We start from the raw sequence: 22179 nt of genomic DNA, 5'->3' as shown, positions 1-22179 counted from the left end.
TCGTAGTTTTCTTCGAGGATCGGCTAAAGTGACGATATGTGCGAACAAGATCAGTTTGAAAAAGATCGTCAGGAGTTTGAGAAACGGGGACAGGTGACTCGTCGGCAGTTTGGAATTCTGCTGAGTGCAGGGATGGCGATGATGTTGCCCGCAGTCGTCAATGCCGCCGAAGTCACCGAATCGGAAGTGACGATAACGACTCCAGACGGAGTTGCTGACTGCTACTTTGTTCATCCCGCCAAGGGAACTGCACCAGCTGTTATCATCTGGCCCGATATTTTCGGGTTGCGCCCCGCGTTCAAGAAGATGGCAAAACGACTTGCAGAGTCTGGCTACTCGGTTCTCGTTGTGAACCCGTTCTATCGCTCAAAGAAGGCTGCCGACATGGTTGGCGGAACGACGGTTCCCATCGCCGAACTTCGGCCCTTGGCTTCGGCACTGAATGAGACAACCGCGGCAACTGACGCCAAGGCTCTCATCGAATGGCTCGATAAACAACCCAGTGTTTCGAAGAAGCACCGAATCGGAACCCAGGGCTACTGCATGGGTGGGTCAATCGCCTTCCGAACCGCGGCGGCCGTACCAGAGCGGGTCGGTGCTGTCGCTAGCTTCCACGGTGGAGGTTTGGTAAATGACAAGCCGACCAGTCCGCACCTAATTGCGTTGACAACGAAAGCGCACTACCTAGTCGCCATCGCCGAGAACGACGACAAACGCACTCCGACGCACAAGACGATTTTGAAAGAAACTTTCGAGAAGGCAGGGATGCACTCTGAAGTCGAAGTCTACGAAGGCGCAGCCCACGGCTGGTGCCCACCAGATTCGGCGGTTTACAACGAGCCTCTGGCGGAGAAGGCCTGGGCAAGACTCCTCGAACTGTACAAGAAAGCACTCTGATGCTGAAACAGGTTTGTATTTCGGCTTAGAGAGATAGAGACCGTTCGGCAAATTGGAAAATTTCTGCACACGATTGCAAGAGCCTAAGGTAGCATCTTTGCAATCGTGTGCAAAGCTCGTTGTCCAATGGAGTTCATCAAGTGATTACACTTGAAGACTTGGCGCTTCAGGCAGGTGTTTCGCACTCAACGGTGTCTCGCGCTCTTGCAGATAGTCCACTGGTTAACCCTTCGACAAAAGCGCGCATCCAATCCCTGGCGCGGGAATCAGGCTATCAAGTCAATCAGGTAGCCAGAAATCTGAAGAGTCGCAAAACGAACACGATCGGATTGGTTGTTCCAGAAGTCTCGAACCCGTTCTACCCAGAGCTCATCCAGCAGGTCGCCGACCATGCGAAGCTGGCTGGCTACAGCCTGCAGCTCCAACTGAGTGCGGCGGATCAAGAGTCGGAGGTCGCGTGCATCTCCTCTCTGTCTGGGAGTCGGGCTGATGGAATATTGCTTGTCACTGGAGAGCGTGGCCTGGTCGCTCGAACTCAAGTCAACTCCATTGCGGCTTCGGGAACCCCGGTGGTGATCATGGGCTGGGTTCCGGATGCCGAACACCTCGATCTTGTAGCCGGAGATGATGCCGTAGGGGGACGAGAACTCGCTCATCATCTCGCAGATTTGGGTCATACGCGCATTGCGGTTCTAGGAAAGCCTCCGCATAGAGGGGCTCTCGATCGAATGGTTGGATTTTCCGAGGCTCTGAACGAACGCGGCATTCCGCTGCTGCCCGAGATGGTGATTGAGGTCGCCAGCGAGGCGGATGTGAGGCTTGGAGTCACCAATCTTCTGAAACTACCGGAGCCCCCAACTGCAATATTCGCCTATCAGGATTCTCTGGCGGCCGTCGTGTATCGACAGCTAGAGGACCAGGGCGTATCGATTCCAAACGACATGACCGTGGTTGGTTTCGACAACCTCGATCTTGCTACCTACCTCTCGCCTCAATTGACGACGGTTGGCACGCACATTTCGCCGCTCACCTCCGCCTTCGTCGGCCTTCTCGTAGCGCGGATTCAGGGAACACACCCTGATCCGGCGCCTCAGTCAATCATCGTAACTCCCAAACTCATCGTCCGCTCGTCAAGCGCTCCGCCCAAGGATCAAATTAGCCCTGGGAGATCAATCTTGTGAAGAAAATCAACTCCTTTTCGTACATCTCTTCGATTGTCATTTTCGGCATGGCAGCCACGGCTATCTGCACCGCTTTGCAGAAGCGGCCCGGCTTCTCAGCGAGGCCGGTTTCGCAGAAGTTGACCGAACTATTAACAAATGGCAACTATGCGAGAGGAATGAAGCCGTGGGTTCTGGAGCAGGCAGGTGGCGCCAAAGGGTCGATGACAGTGACAAAAAATGGTCCCGGCGGGGTTGCCGCTCTCAAAGTCAGTATTCAAAACAAGGGTGAGCAATCATGGCAAGTTCAGCTTCATCAGGGCGGGTTGAAAATTGAGAAAGGGCGCAAATACACCCTATCCTATTGGGCTAAAGCGGAGCGTCCCACCGTCATCACCGTCAATTGCATGCAGAACCATGAGCCTTGGGAGCACCACGGCGCCGCTTCAGAAGTCAGTCTGACGAACAAGTGGGAGAAGCGAACCTTTTCGTTCAGCGGCCCTTGGGACGACACGAACGCCCGGATTACTTTCACAAACCTTGCGACTCAGCCTGGGGCAGCCTATTGGTTCTCGAACGTGTCTCTGGTTGCTGGTCCGCAGGCTCCCGTCGCCGCAGCAAAGCCAACTGAAAACGTTTCAAAAATGCCCGCGCAACCGACAAGGGTGGTTGTATGGGACGGCGAAACAGCAAGAACTTCCGGCGGATGGGCGAATCCGCCAACTTCAAGTTACGCACCTAAGATAGGTGAAGCGCATAGCGGCGACACGGCTCTTGAGTTCAAATTTGACGATGACAACGTTTGGATTGGCTGCGGTCTCCACTGGTTCGATTGGAAAAAAGGCACGAACATCGGCACTGACATCCGCTCGATGACGCACCTGACATTCTGGATCAAGGCTCAGGGCAGCACAGGTGATCTCGACGCCCAACTCCTTTGTAATGGAGACGTGCTTGATACTCCTGAACATCACACATCGAAGACTCGCATCGCGAAGTATTGTCCAGATTTCCGGGATGGCAACTGGCACGAAGTTGCGATCCCACTTACTGATCTAGTTCAACCAGACGGCTTCGATCCGAGAATTGTGAGCCAACTCGACCTCGGCATCAACCCAAGCGGCAAAGTCAGCGGTAGCTTTTTGATCGACGACATCGCATTCGAGAATCGAGGTTCCGCTCAGGCGGGGCTGCGGGTTGTAGGTAAGCAGCTTAGAGACGCGAAAGGAAACCTTGTGCGACTTCAGGGAGTGAACGTTCCAAGTTTGGACTGGAGTCCGGTTGGCGAACACGTCATGGAGTCGATCGACGTCGCCATTGACGGTTGGAATGCAAACATCATCCGAATTCCTCTGACTCAAGACCTCTGGTTCGGATACGAGAAGGGACAGCAAAAAGCCGATCGCGGCGAATCGTACAGAAAGATTGTTGACGACATTGTCAAAAAGATCGCCGAAAAGAACTGCTACGTGTTGCTCGACCTGCACTGGTCGGACGCTGGACAGTGGGGTCAAAACGTTGGCCAGCACAAGATGCCGGACGCAAATACCGTCGTGTTTTGGAAGGACTTCGCCAAGCGCTACGCTAACAACCCAGCGGTGCTATTTGACCTATACAACGAACCACACAGCGTGTCTTGGGAGATCTGGAAGAACGGCGGCCAAGTGGAGGACTCGAGCAAGGGAGTTACTTACCGTTCGCCTGGAATGCAGACACTACTTAACACCGTCAGGTCCACCGGCGCAAAGAATGTCGTCGTCGCGGGAGGGTTGGACTGGGCGTACGACCTCCGAGGTGTTCTTAGCGGCTATGGTCTCAACGATCCATCCGGGAACGGCATTGTCTACGCCACGCACATCTACCCATGGAAGAAGGATTGGGATGCGAATGTCACCCCAGTCTTTGCCAAGTACCCTGTGATCGTGGGAGAGGTTGGAACTAAGCCGTGGAAGGAAGGCGATCCGCCGCACGAAAACGTTTACACCGAAGATTGGGCGCCAGCGGTGATGGCCTACATCGAGAAGCACAAGCTGAACTGGACCGCGTGGAGTTTCCATCCGAGCGCCAACCCTTGCATTATCACGGATTGGAGCTACAAGCCCACTTCATATTGGGGCAAGTACGTGAAAGAGGCGTTAGCCAATCGCAAAAAGACCAATTGACAATCATTTTCAAGCACATAGAATAATCATGAACAAATCAAACATCAACGGAAAATGGGCATTAGTGACCGGAGCAAGCCGAGGCATCGGTCGACAAGTGAGCCTGGGGCTGGCCAGCCATGGCTGCAACATCATTCTTCATAGTAGAGATACTTCGCACACGGTTGCACTTGCAAAGGAGTTAGAAGCCGCAGGGGTTCAAACGCGTCAAATCGCGGCGGATCTCGGAGATGCCGGCCAAGTCGGCGAGATGGTGGCGGAGTTGTTGAAGGGACCGAACATCGATATCGTTTACAACAACGCCGCACTCATGACCCCTTATCGCAGCGATTGGCTCAGCGTGCCCGGAGAGGATCTCCGCGTTAGCTTCGAGGTGAATGTCACGGCACTGATCAGGATTTGCCACGCATTCATTCCCGGCATGGTTGAGCGTGGCTGGGGTCGGCTTATCAATGTAACTTCCGGAATCGCTGATCAGCCTGAACTGATTGCATATGCTGTGTCCAAAGCGGCAGTCGATAAGTTCGTTCTCGACTCTGTCGGAAAACTTGAGGGCACCGGCGTCCTGATGAATCTCCTCGATCCAGGCTGGTTGCGAACCGATTTGGGCGGTCCGAACGCGCCAAACTCGGTAGAATCCGTGCTTCCCGGAGCACTGGTTCCGGCTCTGATAGACGACGGTACTTCTGGAAAGTTGTTCAGGGCCCAAGACTACGCCGGAACCGAACTTTAACGTGCAGACAATGCCTCAACGTATCCTCGTGATCTGCGGTGACCAGTACCATGCATCCCACGAAGTTATGTTGGGGCTGGAGAATGCTGGCAAAGCGGAATTCCACTTTCAGCAAGCCGATAACGCATCGTTGTTAGCGGGTGACCAAATTTTCCAAGCGGTCGTGCTCGCGAAGTTGAACGTCACGTCGGCGGAAGATTCCTCGCCATGGGCCGATCAGGCTTCGCAGGACTTGATTCATTCACATGTGACCGCAGGTCGAGGATTGTTGGTAATTCATGCGGGGACCGTCGGTTATCAGCCGGCCCCAATCATCCGGGAGCTCACTGGCGGCTCTTTTCAGCAGCATCCCGAAGCATGCGACGTCGAACTTGTCCCGACCGCCCATCCTCTCGCTGCCGGAGTCGTTCCCTATACCGTTCACGACGAACACTACTTCGTTGAGATCGACAGCGACGTAGATTTATTCCTGAGTTCTCGGTCGGCTCATGGCAGCCAGCCAGCCGGGTGGATAAAGGAGTTTGGAAATGCACGGATCTGCACTTTGACTCCGGGACATGGACCGTCCGTCTGGGCAAACGACTCATTTCAGCTCCTTATTCGGAACGCGCTCAGCTGGGTGACCCATGCCTAGAGTCGCACTCGTGACAGGGGCTGACCGGGGGCTTGGATTGGCTCTGACCAAAGCCCTGCTGGAGGCAGGCTGGATCGTGATTGCGGGCCGACACTTAGCTTGGCCGGAGCTTGACGAACTGTGCGAAAACTTTAGCGGTTCACTTCACCTGGTCGAACTCGATGTCAGCTCAGATGAATCAGTTTCAAAAGCCGCCGGACAGGCCCTGGAGCGTGTGAGTCAGATCAACTTGCTGATATCTAATGCAGCAATACACAAGTCTCACCACGTCGAGGGAATCTCTGAAGATCTAGATTTTGACTCGATGCTGCAAGAAGTTAATGTCAACGCGATTGGAGCCCTGCGTATCGCAAACGCATTCTTGCCGCTGCTCGAAAAGAGTGAGCTAAAGCGGATGTGTTTTGTTTCATCAGAGGCAGGCAGTATCGGAGCCAGTCAGCGCACCGGCTGGTTTGGCTATTGCATGTCAAAAGCAGCCTTGAACATGGCCGTCAAGAATCTATCGAACGATCTCTCCGCGCAGGGTTATTCGTTCCGGCTTTACCATCCAGGATGGATGCGAACTTACATGTCTGGCCAGAAGAACCTCGAGGCACACATGGAGCCCGAGGAGGCCGCTGCGATCGCACTGAACTACTTTCTGGATGATGCAGTATACAAGGAGCTAAAATTGCATTGCTGGGACGGCGAGGCGCTTCCTTGGTAGGTTGACGTCGTCTAGCCGATACCCTGCACCTCCCGGATCAGTCGATCTGCGTCGAAAATGAAAAACGATGCTTCCCTTCTTTCATTAGAATTGCTCAATCGAGCTTTTGAAGAGTGGTACTCCGGACGGGATTCGAACCCGCGACCTTCGCCGTGAAAGGGCGATGTCCTAACCGCTAGACGACCGGAGCAGACAGAAAGAGATTATGGCAGGTATGCCGCCATAATCTCAAGGTTTTGCGGAGCTTAGTTTCCGCCGGAGGCTGCGCCACCGGATGCGAGGTCGATCTTGTACTCGCCGTCATCACCAGGAGCTGGAGCGTCGATTGGCCGCTCTTTCTCGATCACGTCAACCTTAGGGAGTTCGATCTTCTTGGTGCCGCCCTTGATCACACGACGAGCGGTGATGTAGCGTGCGGCGTAGTAGCCGGTGAGAGAACTCTCGATGACCCGTCCCGCTCCGCTGGAAGCGTGGATGAACTTGTTGTTGCCAGTGTAGATTCCGACGTGGCTGACATAGCCACGTGTGTTGAAGAACACGAGGTCTCCTGCTTGGAGATTGCCCCGGCTGACTGCAACACCCTTGTAGACCTGCTCACGAGCGGTTCTAGGAAGAGAGATTCCGTTCGCTCGGAACACTTGTAGCGTAAATCCGGAGCAGTCGGTTGCGGATCGCGAAGCTGAACCGTAGTTGTAGCGAGTTCCTCGCATCTTGTTGGCGGAAGCCAAAACGTTTTCGACCTTCTCGGAAGAAGGAATCGAAGCCACATAAGTGTTGGTTCCCTCAATCTTTTCCTTCGGATTGTTGGTGGTCAAGTCTGTCCGAACCCAACCCACAGTTCCGTATTGGAACTTCAGCTTGTACCAGTTGCCCCACTTATCAAGGATTTCTGCCTTACCGCCGCTCACCTTGACCGCTACCGAGTTGGACTCCGAAGGGCCGCGCCGAACGTTGGTATTCATCGCTCGAATGTAAGTATATTGAGCCCCCGGAACCGAGACTTCCGTCTTCGGCTCGTTCACGTTTGAAACAGTAAGCGTATTGGGCTCCGGTGAGGTTACACGCTGAGAAGTTGTGTTGGTTGACGTTACCAGGTAGTCACTTCGAACCCATCCGATAGACCCGTATTGGAAGCGGACCTTGTACCAATCACCAGACTTTGCGATCACAGCGACGTTCCCGCCAGTCACCTTGGTAACTACTCCGGAATCTGAGTTTGGCTGGCTGCGAACGACGACATTGGTTCCAATCATCGTGCCTCGCCCTAGAGGCGCCGGACCATTTTGAGCTGAAACGCTTGATCGGCGAACCCGCGAAACTTCCGGTTTGGATGATTTCTTTGAAGAGCTGCGGGAAGCACTTCGCGTCTTGCTCGAACTAGACGACTTCTTGGTTGAACGAGCGGACTTTGCGGATCCTTTGCTCGACTTGTGAGACCGCGAAACGCTAGTCTTTGATTTTGAATTTGCCTTCACCTTCTTTTTCGGGCCTGCAAAAGCGGTCATACAGACCAGCACCGAAATGGCGATTGCGAGTACGCGTGTTGTCATGCTTCCTCTCCTCCGTCAGGCGTGCGACCGAAACCGCAACCGTTAGAGGATACCAGAAAAGAATTTTCGGGGTTCCGCCCCGGTAAAAATAGGGGGGTTTTCTTCACGGTAAACTCAGAGGAGCCGTGACCCTCAGCATCATTATTGTGAACTGGAATACGGCTTCTTTACTTCGCAACTGCCTCCAATCGATCCGGCAGCACCCTTTTCCGGGCTCGTTTGAGGTCATCGTTGTTGATAATGCTTCCTCCGACGACTCGGCAAGGTTAGCCATCGAAGAGTTTCCCGAGTTCACTACACTTGCCGAAACTGCGAATCGTGGCTATGCGAGGGGAAACAACCTCGGAATCGCCGCGAGCACTGGTGAATTCGTTTTGACACTGAATCCGGATACTCGAGTCACGCCCGATTTGCTGCGAAACGCGGTCGAAACTCTCAGAGCGCAGGGCGAAGCATACGGATGCCTATCCGTACGCTTTGAAGGACCGGATGGCGAAACACAACAGTCAGTCCGGGGATTCCCAACAATCAAGGGAATCTTGGGTGATCTATTCAAGATTCAGAACTGGGACAGCTACCGCCTCCGAGACTTCGACTACAACAAAAGTCAGGACGCTCCTCAGCCAATGGGAACCTTTCTTCTCTTCCGAAGGTCAGCCTTTCCAGACCCAATGAAGCCGTTTGACGAGCAGTTTCCGATCTTCTTCAATGAAGTAGACCTCCTGAAGCGACTTAATGGAAAGTGCTGGTACGAGGCTTCGCTGAGGATCCACCACATCGGCGGAGCTTCGACCAAACAGACTCGCAAACCCATGATTTGGGAGTCCCATCGATCCCTCATTCGATACCTCTTTAAGCACAGCTACGGTTTGGCGCGAATTCCGCTATACCCAATCTCCGTCATCATTTGGCTCGGTGCCCTGATCCGAGCAAGGGGGTACAGTGCCGGATTTCGACCTTAGCATAACCATTTGTAGCTGGAACACCATTGATGACCTACGCCTGTGCCTCGACTCTTTGGAGAAAGTTAGGGACGAGGCCAGCTTCGAAGTGATCGTGATCGACAACAACTCGGAAGACGGCTCTCCGTTCATGGTGGAAAATGAATTCCCTTGGGTCAGGCTGGTAAAGATGACGCAAAATCTTGGGTTCGTCGGCGGACAGAACTATGCAATGTCGAACCGCAGGGGGCACCACGCGTTTCCTTTGAACAGTGACACGATTGTTCACCCAGGCGCAATCAAAGGTCTGCTCAAGTATCTCGAGGAGAACCCGGAAGTTGGCATCGTCGCCCCGAAACTCCTCAATCCGGACGGCTCGCTTCAGTTCTCGTGCCGACGGTTCCCTAATCCGGTCGCCGCTCTGTTCCGTAATACGTTCATCGGTCGCCTCTTCCCGAACAATCGGTTTACACGCGAATATTTAATGCAGGACTTCGAGCATAACCAGCCCAAAGAAGTGGACTGGGTAAGCGGTGCGGCGTTCTTGGCGCGCGGAGAACTCCTGACAGAAATTGGCTACTTCGACTCCGAATTCATCATGTATTGCGAGGACGTGGATCTTTGTTTCCAAACGTGGAAGATCGGGAAGAAGGTGGTTTACCTCCCGGATCTCACCATCACCCACGCCATCGGCAGAAGTACCGATAAGGCTCCAAATCGAATGATTGGTCGCTTTCACAAGTCGATGTTCAGGTTTTACAAAAAGAACATGGTGCCCCAAATGACTCCGGTAGCTCGTCCATTCGCCCTCGCTATGGCGGCAACCGCACTGTCCACACGGGCAAGCATCTTTATTCTCAGCAACAAGGTAGACGTCATCAAGAGGAAGCTAAAAGGCAAATGAAACGACCGCCCATCGGAGTGCTCAGTCTTGCCATCGGGTCGGCGCTTTGTGCCTTGCTGAATGGTCGCTATCCGATGGATGTGGGTCAGTTCGAGGGAGGAGACTTTTCTTTAGCCACCCTTTGGGAGAATGCGCCTTTTTTGGGTCATTGTTTGGTGTTCTGGTTTTTCCTGATCCCCTTACTTCAGGCGATCATGGCAAGGAAGGTCGTCCATGTGCCTTCAATCAAGATCTCCGGGTGGCTCGCAGTTTTCGCAGGGGTGATCGGTTCGTCGCTCATCTTCAGCTCTTTTGTAAGCGTCTCGGTTCTCAACTTTGTCGAGTTCGCGATGATGATCGGCGGCTTCTACGCTGTCACTTCTAGTGCAGGGAAAAAGCAGTCGCTCTGGGTGATTGGGGGCTGGTTTGTGGGAATCACGCTGGTTGCCTTGATCGGACTCCGTGAGTACGCGAGCATGAAGTCGATCGACCCCAGCTGGCGCATTTTTGCCAACCAACACAACCCGAACCAAGCTGGAGCCCTCCTGGCGAGCGGAATCCTGATAGGAATTCCGTTGCTGTTCAGCGGAGATCGCCTGAACAAGCTGGGGATTGGTTTCGCAATGCTGCTTCAGGGTCTCGCCCTGTTCCTCACCCAATCAAAAGGAGCTTTGGTTTGCTTGCCGGTGGGTCTGGCTGCCCTGACGATATGCCTACTGACGATCCGCCCCATTCCGGTCGGGAGGGGGCTAGGCGTACTCGCGGCAATCGTCGTTTTGCTCGGTGGACTCGCGTTTGCTGCTCAGAACGCGGGTCGGAGCCAAGCACCATCAGGAGGCTCGGCACCGATGTCACGTTTCTCCAACGCAGGAGAAACGTCGACTCAATCTGCGGGATTCCGTAAGCAGTTATGGCTCTCCGCCATTGATTTAGCCAAGCAGCAACCTTACGGCTGGGGTCTTGGTACGTATCAATTCGAGTCGACTCGCCCTGGTCGGGTGACCCAAACTGCGCTCGCGCATCAGAGCTACCTCCAACTTGGGGCAGAAGCCACGCTTCTTGCACCGCTCACGCTCATCGGTTTCTTCGTCGCGGTCGGTGTCAAAGGTGGCAAGGGTTCGGCACAGCTCCCATTGCAAAGCAAGATGATTCTTTGCTCGTGCTTTGGTGCGCTTACGGTCCTGTTGGCTCATAACGCGATTGACAGTGATCTCTACATCAATAACTTAGGGATGTTGGTGTTCATGCTTTGCGGTTGCATCTGCGCCAGTAGTGCGGATTCGCAGTCTCCCGAAGTGATTTTCCGTATCCCGCGGCTAGCGGTTGGTTTCGCCGTGGTGATCTTCATCCCGCTTAGTCTCAGCGTGGGGCTGGGAGAGATGCTTAGAGCACAGGCGCGCGGCGCTTTGGCCGTATCGGATGCCGCGATCGCAACACAACTTGCAAAGTCAAGCTTAGGAATCGCTCCATTTGATGGCTACGCCCATTCGATCCTTGCCCGTGCGACGGGCTCAATAGAAGAAGCAAAACTTGCTGCTGGCCTAACACCTTCGCCAAAGAACCATCGTGCAGTCGCCCTCATTTACCTTAAAGACGGCAAGTACCAAGAGGCGAAGACCGCATACAACCGAGCGCTTGAGCGAGACCCTAACAACTTTCCGGCTCTGCTGGGACTGATGAAGGCAGCCATTCAGTTTGGGATCGAAGAAGACGCAAAGTCCGCGGCGAGTCGTCTGATCAAGGTTGAAAAGACAACGTACTTCACGGTAACCAGCCAAGCTGAGTTGATACCGACGGCTTCCTTCCAAGCTCGGTTGTACCTAGCTTCGCTGAACCCGTCTAACCGGGCCGAACTTATGGCCGAGGCGGTCAGGGGATTCATTCGCTATCGGGACATCACGGTTCCAATGGCAAAACGGCAGTTTGACGTGAACCCAAACACGAGTGTCGGGGGAGACGATAAGAGCGCGATGATGGACACTCTTTCTAAGGCGGCGAACGCCGCAAAGGAGCTAGCGAAGCTTCAACCGCGCGATCTTGGGTTTGACCCGGCAGCCGAGGCGACACGGTTTGAAGCAGCCGCCGCCGGTCTCATCAAGTAGTGAGCTACGACTTCGGCAGCGAGCGGTGCCGCCGCGTCGCCCCCGTGACCAGCGTCCTCCGCCATGGCGCAGATTGCGAGCTTAGGCTTGTCCGCCGGGGCAAAACCAACAAACCAAGCGTGCGTATTGTTTGCTCCTTTTTTGCCGTGCTCAGCAGAACCAGTCTTCCCGCCCCAAGTGAGACCAGGGATTGAGGCAAATCTTCGAGCCGTGCCGTGGTCGATGACTCCTACCAGAGACTGCCGGAGCATGCTCCAGAATCCCTCGTCAAGATCAATTCTGTTCGCGACCACCGGAGCGACCATTTCATCCTTTCCCGTGATTGAATCTCGAAACGCACGAACGAGATGGGGCTTGTAGCGAACGCCGTTGTTGGCGACCATCGCCATCATATTCGCCATTTGCACGGTGTTCGTCGTAACGTAACCTTGGCCGATGGACATGTTGGCTAGCTGTCCCATATTCCAGGATCGGTTGACCGGGTCCATGTCGCGCCACTTCTTTGTGGGAATCGTCCCTCGTCGTTCCGGAATTTCAATCTCGGTCTTGTTGCCAAGTCCGCAGTCAAGCGCGGCTTGAAGCATTGCTTCTTCCCCTGCCCTGGTGCCCATCGTGCAGAAGAAAGTGTTACAAGAGTTTGACATCGCGTACATGAGCTCTGCGGACCCGTGAGTGCTCATACACTTCAGCGGTCGACCTCTCCCGAACGAGAAGTAGCCGTTGCAAAAGACGTGGGTGTTACGCGTCAGTTTATGTTCTCGATAGGCTGCGATCGCGGTAATGATTTTGTAAGTAGAACCTGGGGCGTAGAGACCGGAGGTTGCTCGATTCAGAGCAGCCTGACCCTGGTTCTTGTCGTTCAGACGTTCATAGTCAGCGTCACTCATCCCACCTTCGTAAAGTGAAAGCGGAAAAGTCGGATTCGACACCATCGCCAGAATCTCACCATTGCTGGGGTCGATAACAGTGATTGATCCCTTCCAGCCCCGGCGACTCAGGACCGCCTGCGCGTAGGCTTGCAAATCCGCATCGATCGTCAAGAACATCTGCTTCCCCGGCTCGGCAAGTTCGCGACCAGGAAGTACAGCTGTCCCGCGCTTTTCGATCGTCTCCCTACCGGCACGACCCATGAGCTGGACTTCGTAGGCGGCTTCAAGGCCAGAACGCCCCACAAACTCGGCGGGTTTCAAATCGAAAGGCTCAAGTTTTTTTTCTTCTACCTCGGTTGGAGTGCCCACGTAACCGAGCAAGTGAGTGAAGTTTGCCGGATCCGCAACCATCCTCATCGGCTTCTCCTCCACCGCAACTCCGGGAAGGTCCGAGGCTTCTGCGATCATCGAGGCCACCTCGATGCTCACATTGAGTTTGATTGGAGCTGGCAGGTTTCGATAAGAACCTTTTTTGATCCTCGCCATCACTTCTTCTACGGGCAGATCCAGAAGTGCCGCCACTTTTGCGATCACTTCTGGAGCGGACTTAACCGTTGATGGGAGAATTGAAACAACGTATTCGGGTTTTACTCCGGCAATAATCTTCCCTTTTCGATCCCGAATCGTGCCTCTCGGCGCGAGCTTGTCGACGCTAACGCGGCGAGTTTGGCTCGCGTTTTCGATCAACTCAGGAGCTTTGACCACCTGCAAGTACCACAGCCGCAGGAACAGCACGAAGAACATCGGGACGATGATAATCGGGAACCAAATCAGCCTTCGGTCGACATCAGGCTTACGTGGAGCGTGAAGGACGCTCATTAACCGCCGCCTTCACTTGGAGCTTTGTGAACTCGACATCGACCCCTTGGTCGCTTCCCTTTGCTGAATTTTCTCACCACGGTTTCTGGGCAGTAACTTCCGGCAAGTTGGCCGGAGTCTGCGCACACTTCAACATCCACATCTTCCTCTTTAGTTTCCGGTTTTCTGGCCGGCTTTTTCTCAGCTTTTGGCTTTTCTACTGGCGGCTCGTCGTCACGAACTGGTGGATCGTCATTGTTTTGTGTGGGCGGGTTTTCAGTAGGTGCTTTCGGTTTGGTCGCACTGTCATCCGGTGTAACCTTTACTTCATCATCCCGCAAATCTGGGCTTAGTGGTTCTTGATTCTGGTCTTGATTCTCTTGCTCAAGCTCGCGTTCGCGCCGTTGGCGAGCTCGGCGTTGGGCATTCGTTTCCTCAGCTTCTCGAGGAAGGAAGTCAGGCTTAACATCTGAGCCGTACTTTGCCACAACGGCTTGCATCGCCTGAGCCCACATCGGCGCACACACATCACCACCAAACGACTCTGCCATCTCGCGGAGCAGCCAGCGATTTCTCTTCTTGTCGAAATACTCGTTCCCCGCCCAAGTGATTCCAACAATACCTTTGGCATATCCGCAGAACCAGACGCTCTTGCCGCCGTTTGTTGTCCCGGTCTTCCCTCGAGCCTCGGGTAGCGATGCCGCCTTGTACCCAGTCCCTTCTGAAACGACGGCTTGCAGTAGTCGATCCATCGCGTTACAAACGTCAGGACCGAGCCTGGTGGTGACGTAGGCTGGAGCGCCAGTCAGCACTACAGATCCATCCGGACCCTGGACTTCTTTGATTCGATAAGGCTCGACCCGCTTTCCATCTAGCATGATCACGGAGTAGGCCTCCGCCATCTCGGTCATCCTCACGTCAGTCGCACCCAAAGCAAGCGGCGCATATGGCTGGAGTTTCGTTACAAATCCAAAGTCTTCCTGGATTTTCGCAGTTGCCTGCTTGACACCCATCGAGTAGAAAGTTCTGACGGCCGGGACGTTAAACGACTCAGCAAATGCTCGTCGTAGGCTCATTGAACCGCCCCAGCCTCCGTGGCTATTCCGGGGAATGTACGGCTCTTTTGCAGACTTGCCGGGGAGCTTGATCTTCTCGTTTGAAACCGAATCGAACTCACCCAGAACCCCGTCCTTTAGCGCCTCAGCATAGACGAACGTTTTGAATGCGGAACCCGGCTGCATTTGGCTTTGGCTAGTGCGGCTGAATTGATTTCGCTTATAATCGCTACCGCCAACATCAGCAACGATTCGTCCTTCGCTATCGATTGCGAGAAATGCCCCTGCATTCACTCCGCGTCCCCGGTTCCAGCGAATGTGCTGGTTGACGGCGGCCTCGGCTTCAGTCTGTAGCGCAGAATCAATCGTCGTTGAAACGATGTAGCCGCCACCCGAAATGTCGATACTTCGCTTCTTCAGATCTTGGAGGACCATTGCGGTGAAGTAGGGCGCACGGTAAATCTTTCCGTTACCCATCCCTTTACGCTTAACGACCTTGGGCTGAGTCTCTTTCGCCTCGTTGTACTCTGCCTGGGTAATCCACTTCTCCTCTAGCATCGTGTTCAGAACGACAATCTTGTTCTGATCCGCCTTTTGATAGTTCTTAACAGGGTTTTGGGTGCTCGGCAACCTAACGCATCGCGCCAACATCGCGGCCTCTGCAAGCGTCAGTTCGCTCGGCTTCTTACCAAAGTAGACCTCAGAAGCTGCGGCAATCCCGTAAGCTTGCTCGCCGTAAAAGGCCTGATTGAGATAGGTCTCAAGAATGAAGTCCTTGGTGTACTCCTTCTCCATCTCAAGGGCAATCGAGATGTCTTGCACCTTTCGTTGCATGGACTTCTCGGACGCCGAGAAGAGCATCTTGGCTAGTTGCATGGTGATCGTAGAACCACCACCCTGCGCCTCGCCAGCTCTCGCAAATTTGAAAACCGCCCGCCCGAGACCCATCGGATCGACGCCACTGTGGGTTCGAAACCGCTTATCCTCCGCGGCCAAAAAGGCGTTCTGCACCATCTCTGGTACTTCGCTCAACGAGATTGACTCTCGGTAAATCGGCATCACTTCATACAGCAACTTCCCATCAGCGGAAAAAATCTGTGAAGGCTTCGAGTTGAAGCTCTGAATCTTGTCGCCCATATTTGCGACCAGAGGCTTGACTGACTCCATGCTGGAGCGCAAGTAGGCAAACCCACCAATAACTCCCCCAGCCGTGATGAACGTGAGGAGCACCGCGCCCATCTTGAGTCTTTTTACCCAAGGTGCGCTTTTTGCCCTACCTCTAGCAGGGCGGGTTCGAGTTGCTCGGCTTCTTACGGAACCCACGAGTTAATTATAGATCAGCGACCGAGAATCGATACCCGTTTCGCCACGTTCTGCAGTTCATCCTGCGAAGCGTCTCCGATGAGAACAATCGATGCACCCGCTTCCTTCCAAGCGTAGAAACCCTGCTGTCGACGGCTCGACTTCTGAATCTCTTGGAGATCGGCATCTGGTTTGAGCAAAAACATGGTCAGCCGTGATTCGTTCTGCGAGTAGTTCAGGATCAAGACCTTCCTCCCTCGCATCTCCCGCAGATTGACACCATCGAGTTTGTAGCCATCGTTGTTACTGAAACCATAAGGGGACACACCCAGTTCCTTCGCTTTCGCAAATAGGTCGTCGATAGGCCGGATAATCTTGACTCCTTTACGGTTAAAGGAAAAGGCACCTTTAGCAATCGTTGGGTTCATGTTAAGAGTTTTGAACTCAAACGAACCGGCAACACTACCTCCAGGTCCGTAGATCACCCGTTTGACAGCGAGTCCGCTCTTAGTGTCAATGTAAACCTCGAAAGCTGGGTTCTTCATTGGATCAAGATACTGAACCTTTGAGACCTTCAATCCTAGAATGGTTCCGCCGTCTGAGATGATCGGTTTTCCACCGCGCATCCCTCCGAATCGCAAAATTTCAAACTGCTTCCGACCGCTCGCGGGAGACTCCCTGAGTTCATTACGATCGGGAAAGAAGTGCTTACGCCCTTCTGGGGTTTCAACGATCACTTGACCAGCGAATGGAGATCCTGCGGCGAATTCGATTCGCATATTGGGGCCGTCTTTGGTCAAGTACTCTTCGTGAGATTCGGCCTTACCAGCACGATAGAATGTGACCAGTCGAGTGCCCGAAAACCGTAGCTTCTTCGATTTTTCTTGAGCATCTCTGAGAACTGCCGGAAGCTCTTCCTTCTTACCGGAACGACCTAATTGGGGACCGCCGGGCCCTTGTGCTACCAAAAAAGCACAACTGGCAATCGACACAATACTCAAAACGACTTTCATAACATATCTTCGTAGCTGTATCCGACTTCGAGACCTAACTCAGTCTCGCGTTGATTGATACCAGTTCCAGAGACGCTTGCGAGAACCGAAGACTCATTATGAACTTGAACAAACTCCCGAGCAATCCCGCTAGCCTCAGATCCCGAGCCACGAACAGGCGAAACTGGTTGGAACATCACCATCGCGAACGAACCCGCAACGGCAGCAAGACCCAATGACGAGCCCCAAGTCGCAAACCTTCGGAACCGAATCGCTTTCTTGCGCTTATCGGCGGCAGCGAGAAGTTTTAGATTGAGCTCGCTGCGCCAAGCCATGCTCAAGGAATCATCCTTCAGCCCCGCGACTAACTGCTTGACGGAAGCTTGCGATGCAAGCATGTCGTCGGTCACAACCGGTTCCTTCTCAAATCGTGTTTTCATCGACTTTCCTCTACAAGGTCGCGTACAGCTTGCTGAAGCTGGTTTCGCGCCAAAAACAGACGGCTTTTGACCGTCCCAACCGGAATCCCGAGGGAATCCGAAATCTCTTCATAGCTCAAATCTTCTTTATCGTGAAGCAACAGAACCGAGCGCAGCTTTTCGCTCATCCGGGTAATTGCTTGCTCGACCCTTGCATACATTTCTGTATCCTCAAGAATGGTATCGGGTTGCCAACGCACATCTGCAACCTCATATTCTTCCTCGATTTCAGCGGACATATTCATCGATACTTGCTGAACCGACCGCCCGGCCTTTCTTGCTCGATCCACGCATAGGTTGTAGGCGATTCGGAAGAGCCATGTTCGGACCGAAGCCCGAGCATCGAAACGCTCGTAATTCTGAAACGCTCGAATAAACACTTCTTGAGTAATGTCTTCGGCATCCTCGCTGGAAGGAACCATGCGCCGAACAAAACCATGTACTCGGTGCTGGTAGGCATCCACAACTTTACTGAATGCCTCGACCCCACCTGGGATGAACTTTGATTCTTCCTGGTTGCGAGTCTGCATCGTCAGAGGTTTGATTCCTAAAGTGCCGGCGAGTCCTTTCATTTCTCTCTCGTGAGAGGTTCAACGACAATGCGAGCCTGATGTTCACCGGATACAAAAAGACCCAGCGAAAGTCCCGCTGGGTCCCATTTGAAGACGAACTAGAATCGGACGCCGAGGTAGAACCCGAGGGCGTTGACCTCGGACTTCTGGCTGCCGAAGAACTTAGCTTCGATGAAAGAAGCAGTCTGGCCGCTGCTCAGGTTGATTCCTGCGCCTAGAGCATAGGAGAGGCGAGCGATGCTCTCGGTTCCAGCACCTGAAGGCAGTCCGATGAATCCGACGCCTGCACCGATGCTCCAAAAAGAATCTCCCTTCTTGCTGGTTCCAACGTAGTTGTAAAGCACCGGAATGTGGCGGTAGTCGCCTCGGCTGTAAAAGTCGATGGAAATTTCGCCCGACTTGCTGTAAGACTCGGTTCCCGAAAGGTCTGCGACCTTGTATTGGAAACCGATCGCAGTGAACTCGCTCACCGCATCCTTCACCGTACCGTTGGTCGGAAAGGCAAGTCCAAGTCGAACAGTCAGAGGGGTAGAGCTATCGTCCGCAAACGCACTCACCGCCAAAATTCCAAGAGCCGAAACCGCTAATAGCTTCTTCATCAGTTCCCCAGTATAAATCCCTTGATGCCAAGGGCGATACGATCATAGCATCTTAATGCGTTTTTGTGGGAGTTTTTGCCGCAACTCGAAGCACTTCCAACGCAAGTTCGGCAGTTTTGATCAGATCTTCGCGACTGATGAACTCGTCGTGAGTGTGTATCTTCTCCATTCCAGTCGCCATCACGATGGTCGGAACGCCTTTGGCATTATAGATATTCGCATCGCTTCCGCCGAGCGTCGTTCTGAGCGAGCTGTCGAGCCCAAGGTTCCTGCTGGCTTCTTGCCCGACTCTGATCACCTCGCTTTCTGGGTCGATTGTGTAGGCGTGATAATGTCGTTTGTAGTCGAATCTGACTTCGGCACCCCACTTCTCTGCGGCGATCTGGAAGCACTCTTTCATGTGCGCGATTTGGGAGTCGAGAGTTTCGACGTTCGTTGATCTAGCTTCTGCCTTAATGGTCACCTCCGGGCAGACAACGTTTGTGCCAGTCCCACCGGTAATGATCCCGATGTTTGCGGTTGTTTCCGCGTCGATTCTGCCCAGCGTCATTGTTGCAATGGCGTCGGCGGCGACTTGGATCGCGTTGATTCCCTTCTCAGGGTCCTTGCCTGCATGAGCTGGCTTGCCGGTAATGACGATGTCCATCTTGTCGTGGTTTGCCGTTCGCGTGACATACGTTCCAACTGGAGGGCCAGTGTCCAGGACAAAGCCGTAATCAAGGTTTAAATCTTCGATTGCGAGCGCAGCCGCTCCAAGAAGCCCGATTTCCTCGGCAACGCTCAGGAGAAGATAGATGTCGCCGTGGCCTTCGCCGCTTTCCCGAAGGGAGAGAACGGCTTCGATGGCGGGTGCCATCCCGCCTTTGTCGTCCGCTCCAAGGATGGTATCGCTGGCGGATCGAAAAACACCCACGACTTCCTCGATCACCAGGCCGGGTGTCTGTTCAACGGTATCGAAATGAGCACTGAGAAAGATTCTTGGCGCGCCTTGGCGGGTGCCTGGCACATGAACGATCAGGTTGTTTGCGTTGCCGCCGATGATCTCTCCGGCGTTGTCCTCCTCACAACTCAATCCGTGTTTGGTGAGAAACTCCTTCGTCCACGCAACAACCTCCTGCTCCTGTCGCGACGGCGAGTTGATGTTGCAAAGGTCGAGAAAGAGCTGAACGAGCCGAGCTTCGTTGATCACTCCCAGAGTTTAGCCCGTCGATTCCAAGCCGTGCGATAGAGCGACATGACGTAGGACCCCATACCTCCGGCGATAACAACAATAATGGTTGCGGCGTAAGGGGCATCCGAAAGAAGATCCGCCCTAGCGGAACCGGATCCAAGTTCAATAGCAACAAAGGCGATTGACAGAACCACTGCGAACAGAATGAAGTTGATTCGGAGAATCGGGATAAACGGCTTCCAGCCAAGAATTGTGCTCTCTGGCGGCCTTTCATGTCGAAGGATTTTCCAGTTTTCTTCGTGATCTAGATGAGCAAGGCAAGTCTTTTCCAGCGGGTTCGCCGTGCGAACCCGCTTTGGAGTTGGGTCAGATCCCATAGACGTAATCGCCATTGTGTACATCTTCGATGTAGCGCGCCAAAATGTCGATACACGCTTGGACGTCGCTCTTGGCTACGGTCTCGTTGACCGTGTGAATGTACCGAGTTGGAGTTGACAACGTAAACGCCGGGACGCCACCATTCAGCCTCTGGATCCCACCCGCGTCAGTTCCGCCCCGAGGAAGAACTTCCATTTGGTGAGGAATCTCGTTGCGGATTGCGAGTTGGCGGAAATGCTCGACCACTTTCGGATGACAAATCAGCGAGCCATCCATGATCTTGATCGCGGCTCCCCCGCCGAGCTTGGTCACATGATCCTGCTCAGGAACACCCGGAATGTCATTCGCCAGGGTGACGTCCAAGGCGACGACCACGTCGGGAACGAGCCCCGATCCCGCCGCCGAAGCCCCGCGAAGCCCAATCTCTTCCTGGACTGTCGCCACCGCGTAGATATCCCAATCGTGCGACTTCGCCGCCTTGAGCGCCTCGATCATGATGAAGACACAAACGCGATCATCCATCGCCTTACAGCTCAGATTCTCTCCAAGTGAGATCATCTGTCGAGACATGGTCACCATATCTCCGATCTTCACCGAGTCCTTCGTCGCCTCGCCCAAACCGCAGTCCACGAAGAAGGAGTCCAGGTTTTGCCCCGCATTTGCTTCGGCATCGGTCAGCATGTGCTTCGGCTTTGTGCCGTACATCAAAACTCCATTCAGAGCACCACCCTCGGCGTGAACAATGACTCGTTGCGAGTTCAGCTGCCTCGGATCGAATCCTCCGAGCGGCTGTAGACGAATGAATCCGTCCTTGTCGATAAACTTAACAATGAACCCGATCTCGTCCATGTGGGCGGCGAGCATCAGCTTCTTACCACTTCCCGAGCCCTTTTTAACTGCGATGAGGTTGCCCATCGCATCCGTGCTGAGTTCACAGATTCCGCGTAACTCGCGAGCGACAATCGCCCGAATTTGGTCTTCCTGGCCGGGGACGCCGTGGCCTTCAACGAGTTCTTTCAGAAGTTCAATATTCATCACGCTAGGTTGTACCCTTCCAAACTGTAATAACGTTCCGACAAGCTAAACTTAGCGCATGGGTCGAACCGTTCTTCTTGCCGAAAGCGGCTCTTCTTGGCGCGAATGGCTCAAACAACATCGAGGAAACGCTGACCTCCTTGTGCTTGATCCGTCGGACGCGAGCTACGGGCCAGCTTCAAGAATCAGATTGCTGCGCGGCGAGAAGCCCGTTTTCGACGGATTCTACGGCTCTCTCGATCCTCAGAAAGCTCCCCACCTGGTCGTCGCGGCGTTAGTCGAGGCAATGGAGATCGCGACTCCCAACCTTGTAATTCAGCTCTACCCGTACCGGGTCACGCCAGTTCTCCGCCAGACAACTCAACTTCTACTGCAACTCATCAAGCCCGATCGCCTGCTGGTCAACGCTGGATTCAGTGGACGTCTCTCCGGCTCGTTCGAAGAAGTCGATCTCGAAAAGTCTCTTCCTTCAACCGTTCAGGCTGCCCAAAGAAAGGCTCAATGGCTGAGCATGATCGAGAAGTGCGAGGAGCACTCGGTTGATCTTTCTGAGACAGTGTTAAGCGGTTCACGCCTTGGCGCGGGAAACCCTATCGGAGAAGCCAGAAAGACCAAGCTCGGGCTCGATGGAGCCTACGTCGAAGTATCCGGAACCACGCTTTACCTCGTCACCGACGAAGAGTTCAGCGATGATGTCATTAGCACCGCACTCGACGTCACCGGCTGCGCTCGCGCCCACTTTGTATCGCCAGGAGTCTACGAGGGCGTCCTATGCTCGTTCGCGAAACTTTCCGGCGATGACTTCGGCTACGGCTTCCTCCGCTCAGTCGACTTCATCAACCTCCGAGCCCAAGTCCTCTGTACTGCCATTCCGCCAGTCCCAGTCCCGATGCTCAAGCTCGGCTCGATGAGGATCGACGAAAAGGGGAATGAGTTGGGAGAGATGAAGCCGTGGACTGTTTGAGTCTTGAGTCTTAAACAAACTCGGACCCATCATCAGACTACAGCCTAGAGACCGAAAGCTGAAAACTGAGAACTGAGAACTGAAGACTCAAGACTCAAGACTCAAGACTCAAGACTCAAGACTCAAGACTCAAGACT

20 protein-coding genes and 1 tRNA gene are annotated in these 22179 nt (G+C 53.9%); 10 read left to right on the top strand and 11 right to left on the bottom strand.

The features are described from left to right. Positions 1 to 36 precede the first annotated feature (36 nt). The 6 genes from WCK51_14495 (at position 37) to WCK51_14470 (ending at position 6292) form a co-directional block, all read left to right on the top strand. A complete protein-coding gene (locus WCK51_14495; GenBank protein MEI7578096.1) occupies positions 37 to 897 on the top strand; it encodes a dienelactone hydrolase family protein in 861 nt (286 codons plus the stop codon). A gap of 140 nt (positions 898 to 1037) precedes the next feature. Beyond that, complete coding sequence (locus WCK51_14490; protein ID MEI7578095.1) at positions 1038 to 2078, top strand: LacI family DNA-binding transcriptional regulator; 1041 nt, start codon at positions 1038 to 1040, stop codon at positions 2076 to 2078. Further along, positions 2075 to 4219: a cellulase family glycosylhydrolase gene (locus tag WCK51_14485; protein MEI7578094.1), complete on the top strand. Its 2145-nt coding sequence runs from the start codon at positions 2075 to 2077 to the stop codon at positions 4217 to 4219. Before WCK51_14490 ends, WCK51_14485 begins: the two co-directional genes overlap by 4 nt. Before the next feature lie 28 nt (positions 4220 to 4247). After that, the gene (locus WCK51_14480) at positions 4248 to 4952 is read left to right on the top strand and encodes an SDR family oxidoreductase (protein MEI7578093.1); all 705 of its coding nucleotides are present in this window, start codon (positions 4248 to 4250) and stop codon (positions 4950 to 4952) included. Between the two features lie 10 nt (positions 4953 to 4962). Continuing rightward, entirely contained in the window at positions 4963 to 5586 is a 624-nt protein-coding gene (locus WCK51_14475) for a ThuA domain-containing protein (protein MEI7578092.1), read from the top strand. Further along, a complete protein-coding gene (locus WCK51_14470; GenBank protein ID MEI7578091.1) occupies positions 5579 to 6292 on the top strand; it encodes an SDR family NAD(P)-dependent oxidoreductase in 714 nt (237 codons plus the stop codon). The genes WCK51_14475 and WCK51_14470 overlap by 8 nt, the downstream gene beginning before the upstream one ends. A gap of 114 nt (positions 6293 to 6406) precedes the next feature. On the opposite strand, the gene WCK51_14465 is transcribed toward WCK51_14470, so the two are convergent. Together WCK51_14465 and WCK51_14460 are read right to left on the bottom strand one after the other, a co-directional pair. After that, a tRNA-Glu gene (locus WCK51_14465) sits at positions 6407 to 6482 on the bottom strand. Between the two features lie 55 nt (positions 6483 to 6537). Beyond that, on the bottom strand, positions 6538 to 7842 hold the full coding sequence (locus WCK51_14460) for an NlpC/P60 family protein (GenBank protein ID MEI7578090.1): 1305 nt from the start codon (positions 7840 to 7842) through the stop codon (positions 6538 to 6540). A gap of 125 nt (positions 7843 to 7967) precedes the next feature. On the opposite strand from WCK51_14460, the gene WCK51_14455 reads away from it, so the two are divergent. From WCK51_14455 to WCK51_14445, 3 genes are read left to right on the top strand one after another with little or no spacing between them, the layout of a single operon-like run. Further along, positions 7968 to 8804 (top strand): glycosyltransferase family 2 protein, encoded by an 837-nt coding sequence (locus WCK51_14455; GenBank protein MEI7578089.1) that lies wholly within the window; start codon positions 7968 to 7970, stop codon positions 8802 to 8804. Next, positions 8785 to 9687: a glycosyltransferase family 2 protein gene (locus WCK51_14450; protein MEI7578088.1), complete on the top strand. Its 903-nt coding sequence runs from the start codon at positions 8785 to 8787 to the stop codon at positions 9685 to 9687. The genes WCK51_14455 and WCK51_14450 overlap by 20 nt, the downstream gene beginning before the upstream one ends. Next, positions 9684 to 11768: an O-antigen ligase family protein gene (locus tag WCK51_14445; protein MEI7578087.1), complete on the top strand. Its 2085-nt coding sequence runs from the start codon at positions 9684 to 9686 to the stop codon at positions 11766 to 11768. The genes WCK51_14450 and WCK51_14445 overlap by 4 nt, the downstream gene beginning before the upstream one ends. Here the strand turns inward: WCK51_14445 and mrdA are convergent. From mrdA to WCK51_14400, 9 genes are all read right to left on the bottom strand, one after another. Next, positions 11690 to 13516 (bottom strand): penicillin-binding protein 2, encoded by a 1827-nt coding sequence (mrdA, locus tag WCK51_14440; protein ID MEI7578086.1) that lies wholly within the window; start codon positions 13514 to 13516, stop codon positions 11690 to 11692. The genes WCK51_14445 and mrdA overlap by 79 nt on opposite strands. Next, on the bottom strand, positions 13516 to 15789 hold the full coding sequence (locus WCK51_14435; protein MEI7578085.1) for a transglycosylase domain-containing protein: 2274 nt from the start codon (positions 15787 to 15789) through the stop codon (positions 13516 to 13518). Before WCK51_14435 ends, mrdA begins: the two co-directional genes overlap by 1 nt. A gap of 98 nt (positions 15790 to 15887) precedes the next feature. Then, positions 15888 to 16865 (bottom strand): hypothetical protein, encoded by a 978-nt coding sequence (locus WCK51_14430; protein ID MEI7578084.1) that lies wholly within the window; start codon positions 16863 to 16865, stop codon positions 15888 to 15890. Next, complete coding sequence (locus WCK51_14425) at positions 16862 to 17284, bottom strand: hypothetical protein (protein ID MEI7578083.1); 423 nt, start codon at positions 17282 to 17284, stop codon at positions 16862 to 16864. Before WCK51_14425 ends, WCK51_14430 begins: the two co-directional genes overlap by 4 nt. Next, positions 17281 to 17895 (bottom strand): sigma-70 family RNA polymerase sigma factor, encoded by a 615-nt coding sequence (locus WCK51_14420; GenBank protein MEI7578082.1) that lies wholly within the window; start codon positions 17893 to 17895, stop codon positions 17281 to 17283. The genes WCK51_14425 and WCK51_14420 overlap by 4 nt, the downstream gene beginning before the upstream one ends. A 98-nt stretch (positions 17896 to 17993) precedes the next feature. After that, positions 17994 to 18494, bottom strand: a complete 501-nt coding sequence (locus WCK51_14415) for a hypothetical protein (protein MEI7578081.1) — start codon at positions 18492 to 18494, stop codon at positions 17994 to 17996. A 52-nt stretch (positions 18495 to 18546) separates the two neighbouring features. Then, positions 18547 to 19683 carry a M20/M25/M40 family metallo-hydrolase gene (locus WCK51_14410; GenBank protein MEI7578080.1) on the bottom strand — a complete coding sequence of 379 codons (1137 nt, stop codon included), beginning with the start codon at positions 19681 to 19683 and terminating at the stop codon, positions 18547 to 18549. After that, complete coding sequence (locus WCK51_14405) at positions 19680 to 20057, bottom strand: hypothetical protein (protein ID MEI7578079.1); 378 nt, start codon at positions 20055 to 20057, stop codon at positions 19680 to 19682. The genes WCK51_14410 and WCK51_14405 overlap by 4 nt, the downstream gene beginning before the upstream one ends. Then, positions 20032 to 21078, bottom strand: coding sequence for a M42 family metallopeptidase (locus WCK51_14400; GenBank protein MEI7578078.1), 1047 nt, complete (start codon positions 21076 to 21078; stop codon positions 20032 to 20034). Before WCK51_14400 ends, WCK51_14405 begins: the two co-directional genes overlap by 26 nt. A 58-nt stretch (positions 21079 to 21136) precedes the next feature. Here WCK51_14400 and WCK51_14395 point away from each other — a divergent pair, with 58 nt between their 5' ends. Then, entirely contained in the window at positions 21137 to 22042 is a 906-nt protein-coding gene (locus WCK51_14395; protein MEI7578077.1) for a hypothetical protein, read from the top strand. Positions 22043 to 22179 lie beyond the last annotated feature (137 nt).

The sequence above is a fragment of the Armatimonadota bacterium genome (genome assembly GCA_037138755.1).
Taxonomy (GTDB): Bacteria; Armatimonadota; Fimbriimonadia; order Fimbriimonadales; family Fimbriimonadaceae; genus Fimbriimonas.
This window is presented reverse-complemented; position numbering and strand designations above follow the sequence as displayed.

What these genes read in the sequence shown, in the direction of transcription:
- WCK51_14470 (MEI7578091.1), top strand. Translation starts at nt 5,579, where the DNA reads ATGCCTAGAGTCGCACTCGTGACAGGGGCTGACCGGGGGCTTGGATTG.
- WCK51_14435 (MEI7578085.1), bottom strand. Translation starts at nt 15,789, where the DNA reads ATGGGCGCGGTGCTCCTCACGTTCATCACGGCTGGGGGAGTTATTGGT.
- WCK51_14395 (MEI7578077.1), top strand. Translation starts at nt 21,137, where the DNA reads ATGGGTCGAACCGTTCTTCTTGCCGAAAGCGGCTCTTCTTGGCGCGAA.
- WCK51_14400 (MEI7578078.1), bottom strand. Translation starts at nt 21,078, where the DNA reads ATGAATATTGAACTTCTGAAAGAACTCGTTGAAGGCCACGGCGTCCCC.
- WCK51_14495 (MEI7578096.1), top strand. Translation starts at nt 37, where the DNA reads ATGTGCGAACAAGATCAGTTTGAAAAAGATCGTCAGGAGTTTGAGAAA.
- WCK51_14420 (MEI7578082.1), bottom strand. Translation starts at nt 17,895, where the DNA reads ATGAAAGGACTCGCCGGCACTTTAGGAATCAAACCTCTGACGATGCAG.
- WCK51_14415 (MEI7578081.1), bottom strand. Translation starts at nt 18,494, where the DNA reads ATGAAGAAGCTATTAGCGGTTTCGGCTCTTGGAATTTTGGCGGTGAGT.
- WCK51_14460 (MEI7578090.1), bottom strand. Translation starts at nt 7,842, where the DNA reads ATGACAACACGCGTACTCGCAATCGCCATTTCGGTGCTGGTCTGTATG.
- WCK51_14430 (MEI7578084.1), bottom strand. Translation starts at nt 16,865, where the DNA reads ATGAAAGTCGTTTTGAGTATTGTGTCGATTGCCAGTTGTGCTTTTTTG.
- WCK51_14475 (MEI7578092.1), top strand. Translation starts at nt 4,963, where the DNA reads ATGCCTCAACGTATCCTCGTGATCTGCGGTGACCAGTACCATGCATCC.
- WCK51_14445 (MEI7578087.1), top strand. Translation starts at nt 9,684, where the DNA reads ATGAAACGACCGCCCATCGGAGTGCTCAGTCTTGCCATCGGGTCGGCG.
- WCK51_14480 (MEI7578093.1), top strand. Translation starts at nt 4,248, where the DNA reads ATGAACAAATCAAACATCAACGGAAAATGGGCATTAGTGACCGGAGCA.
- WCK51_14405 (MEI7578079.1), bottom strand. Translation starts at nt 20,057, where the DNA reads ATGGCGATTACGTCTATGGGATCTGACCCAACTCCAAAGCGGGTTCGC.
- mrdA (MEI7578086.1), bottom strand. Translation starts at nt 13,516, where the DNA reads ATGAGCGTCCTTCACGCTCCACGTAAGCCTGATGTCGACCGAAGGCTG.
- WCK51_14425 (MEI7578083.1), bottom strand. Translation starts at nt 17,284, where the DNA reads ATGAAAACACGATTTGAGAAGGAACCGGTTGTGACCGACGACATGCTT.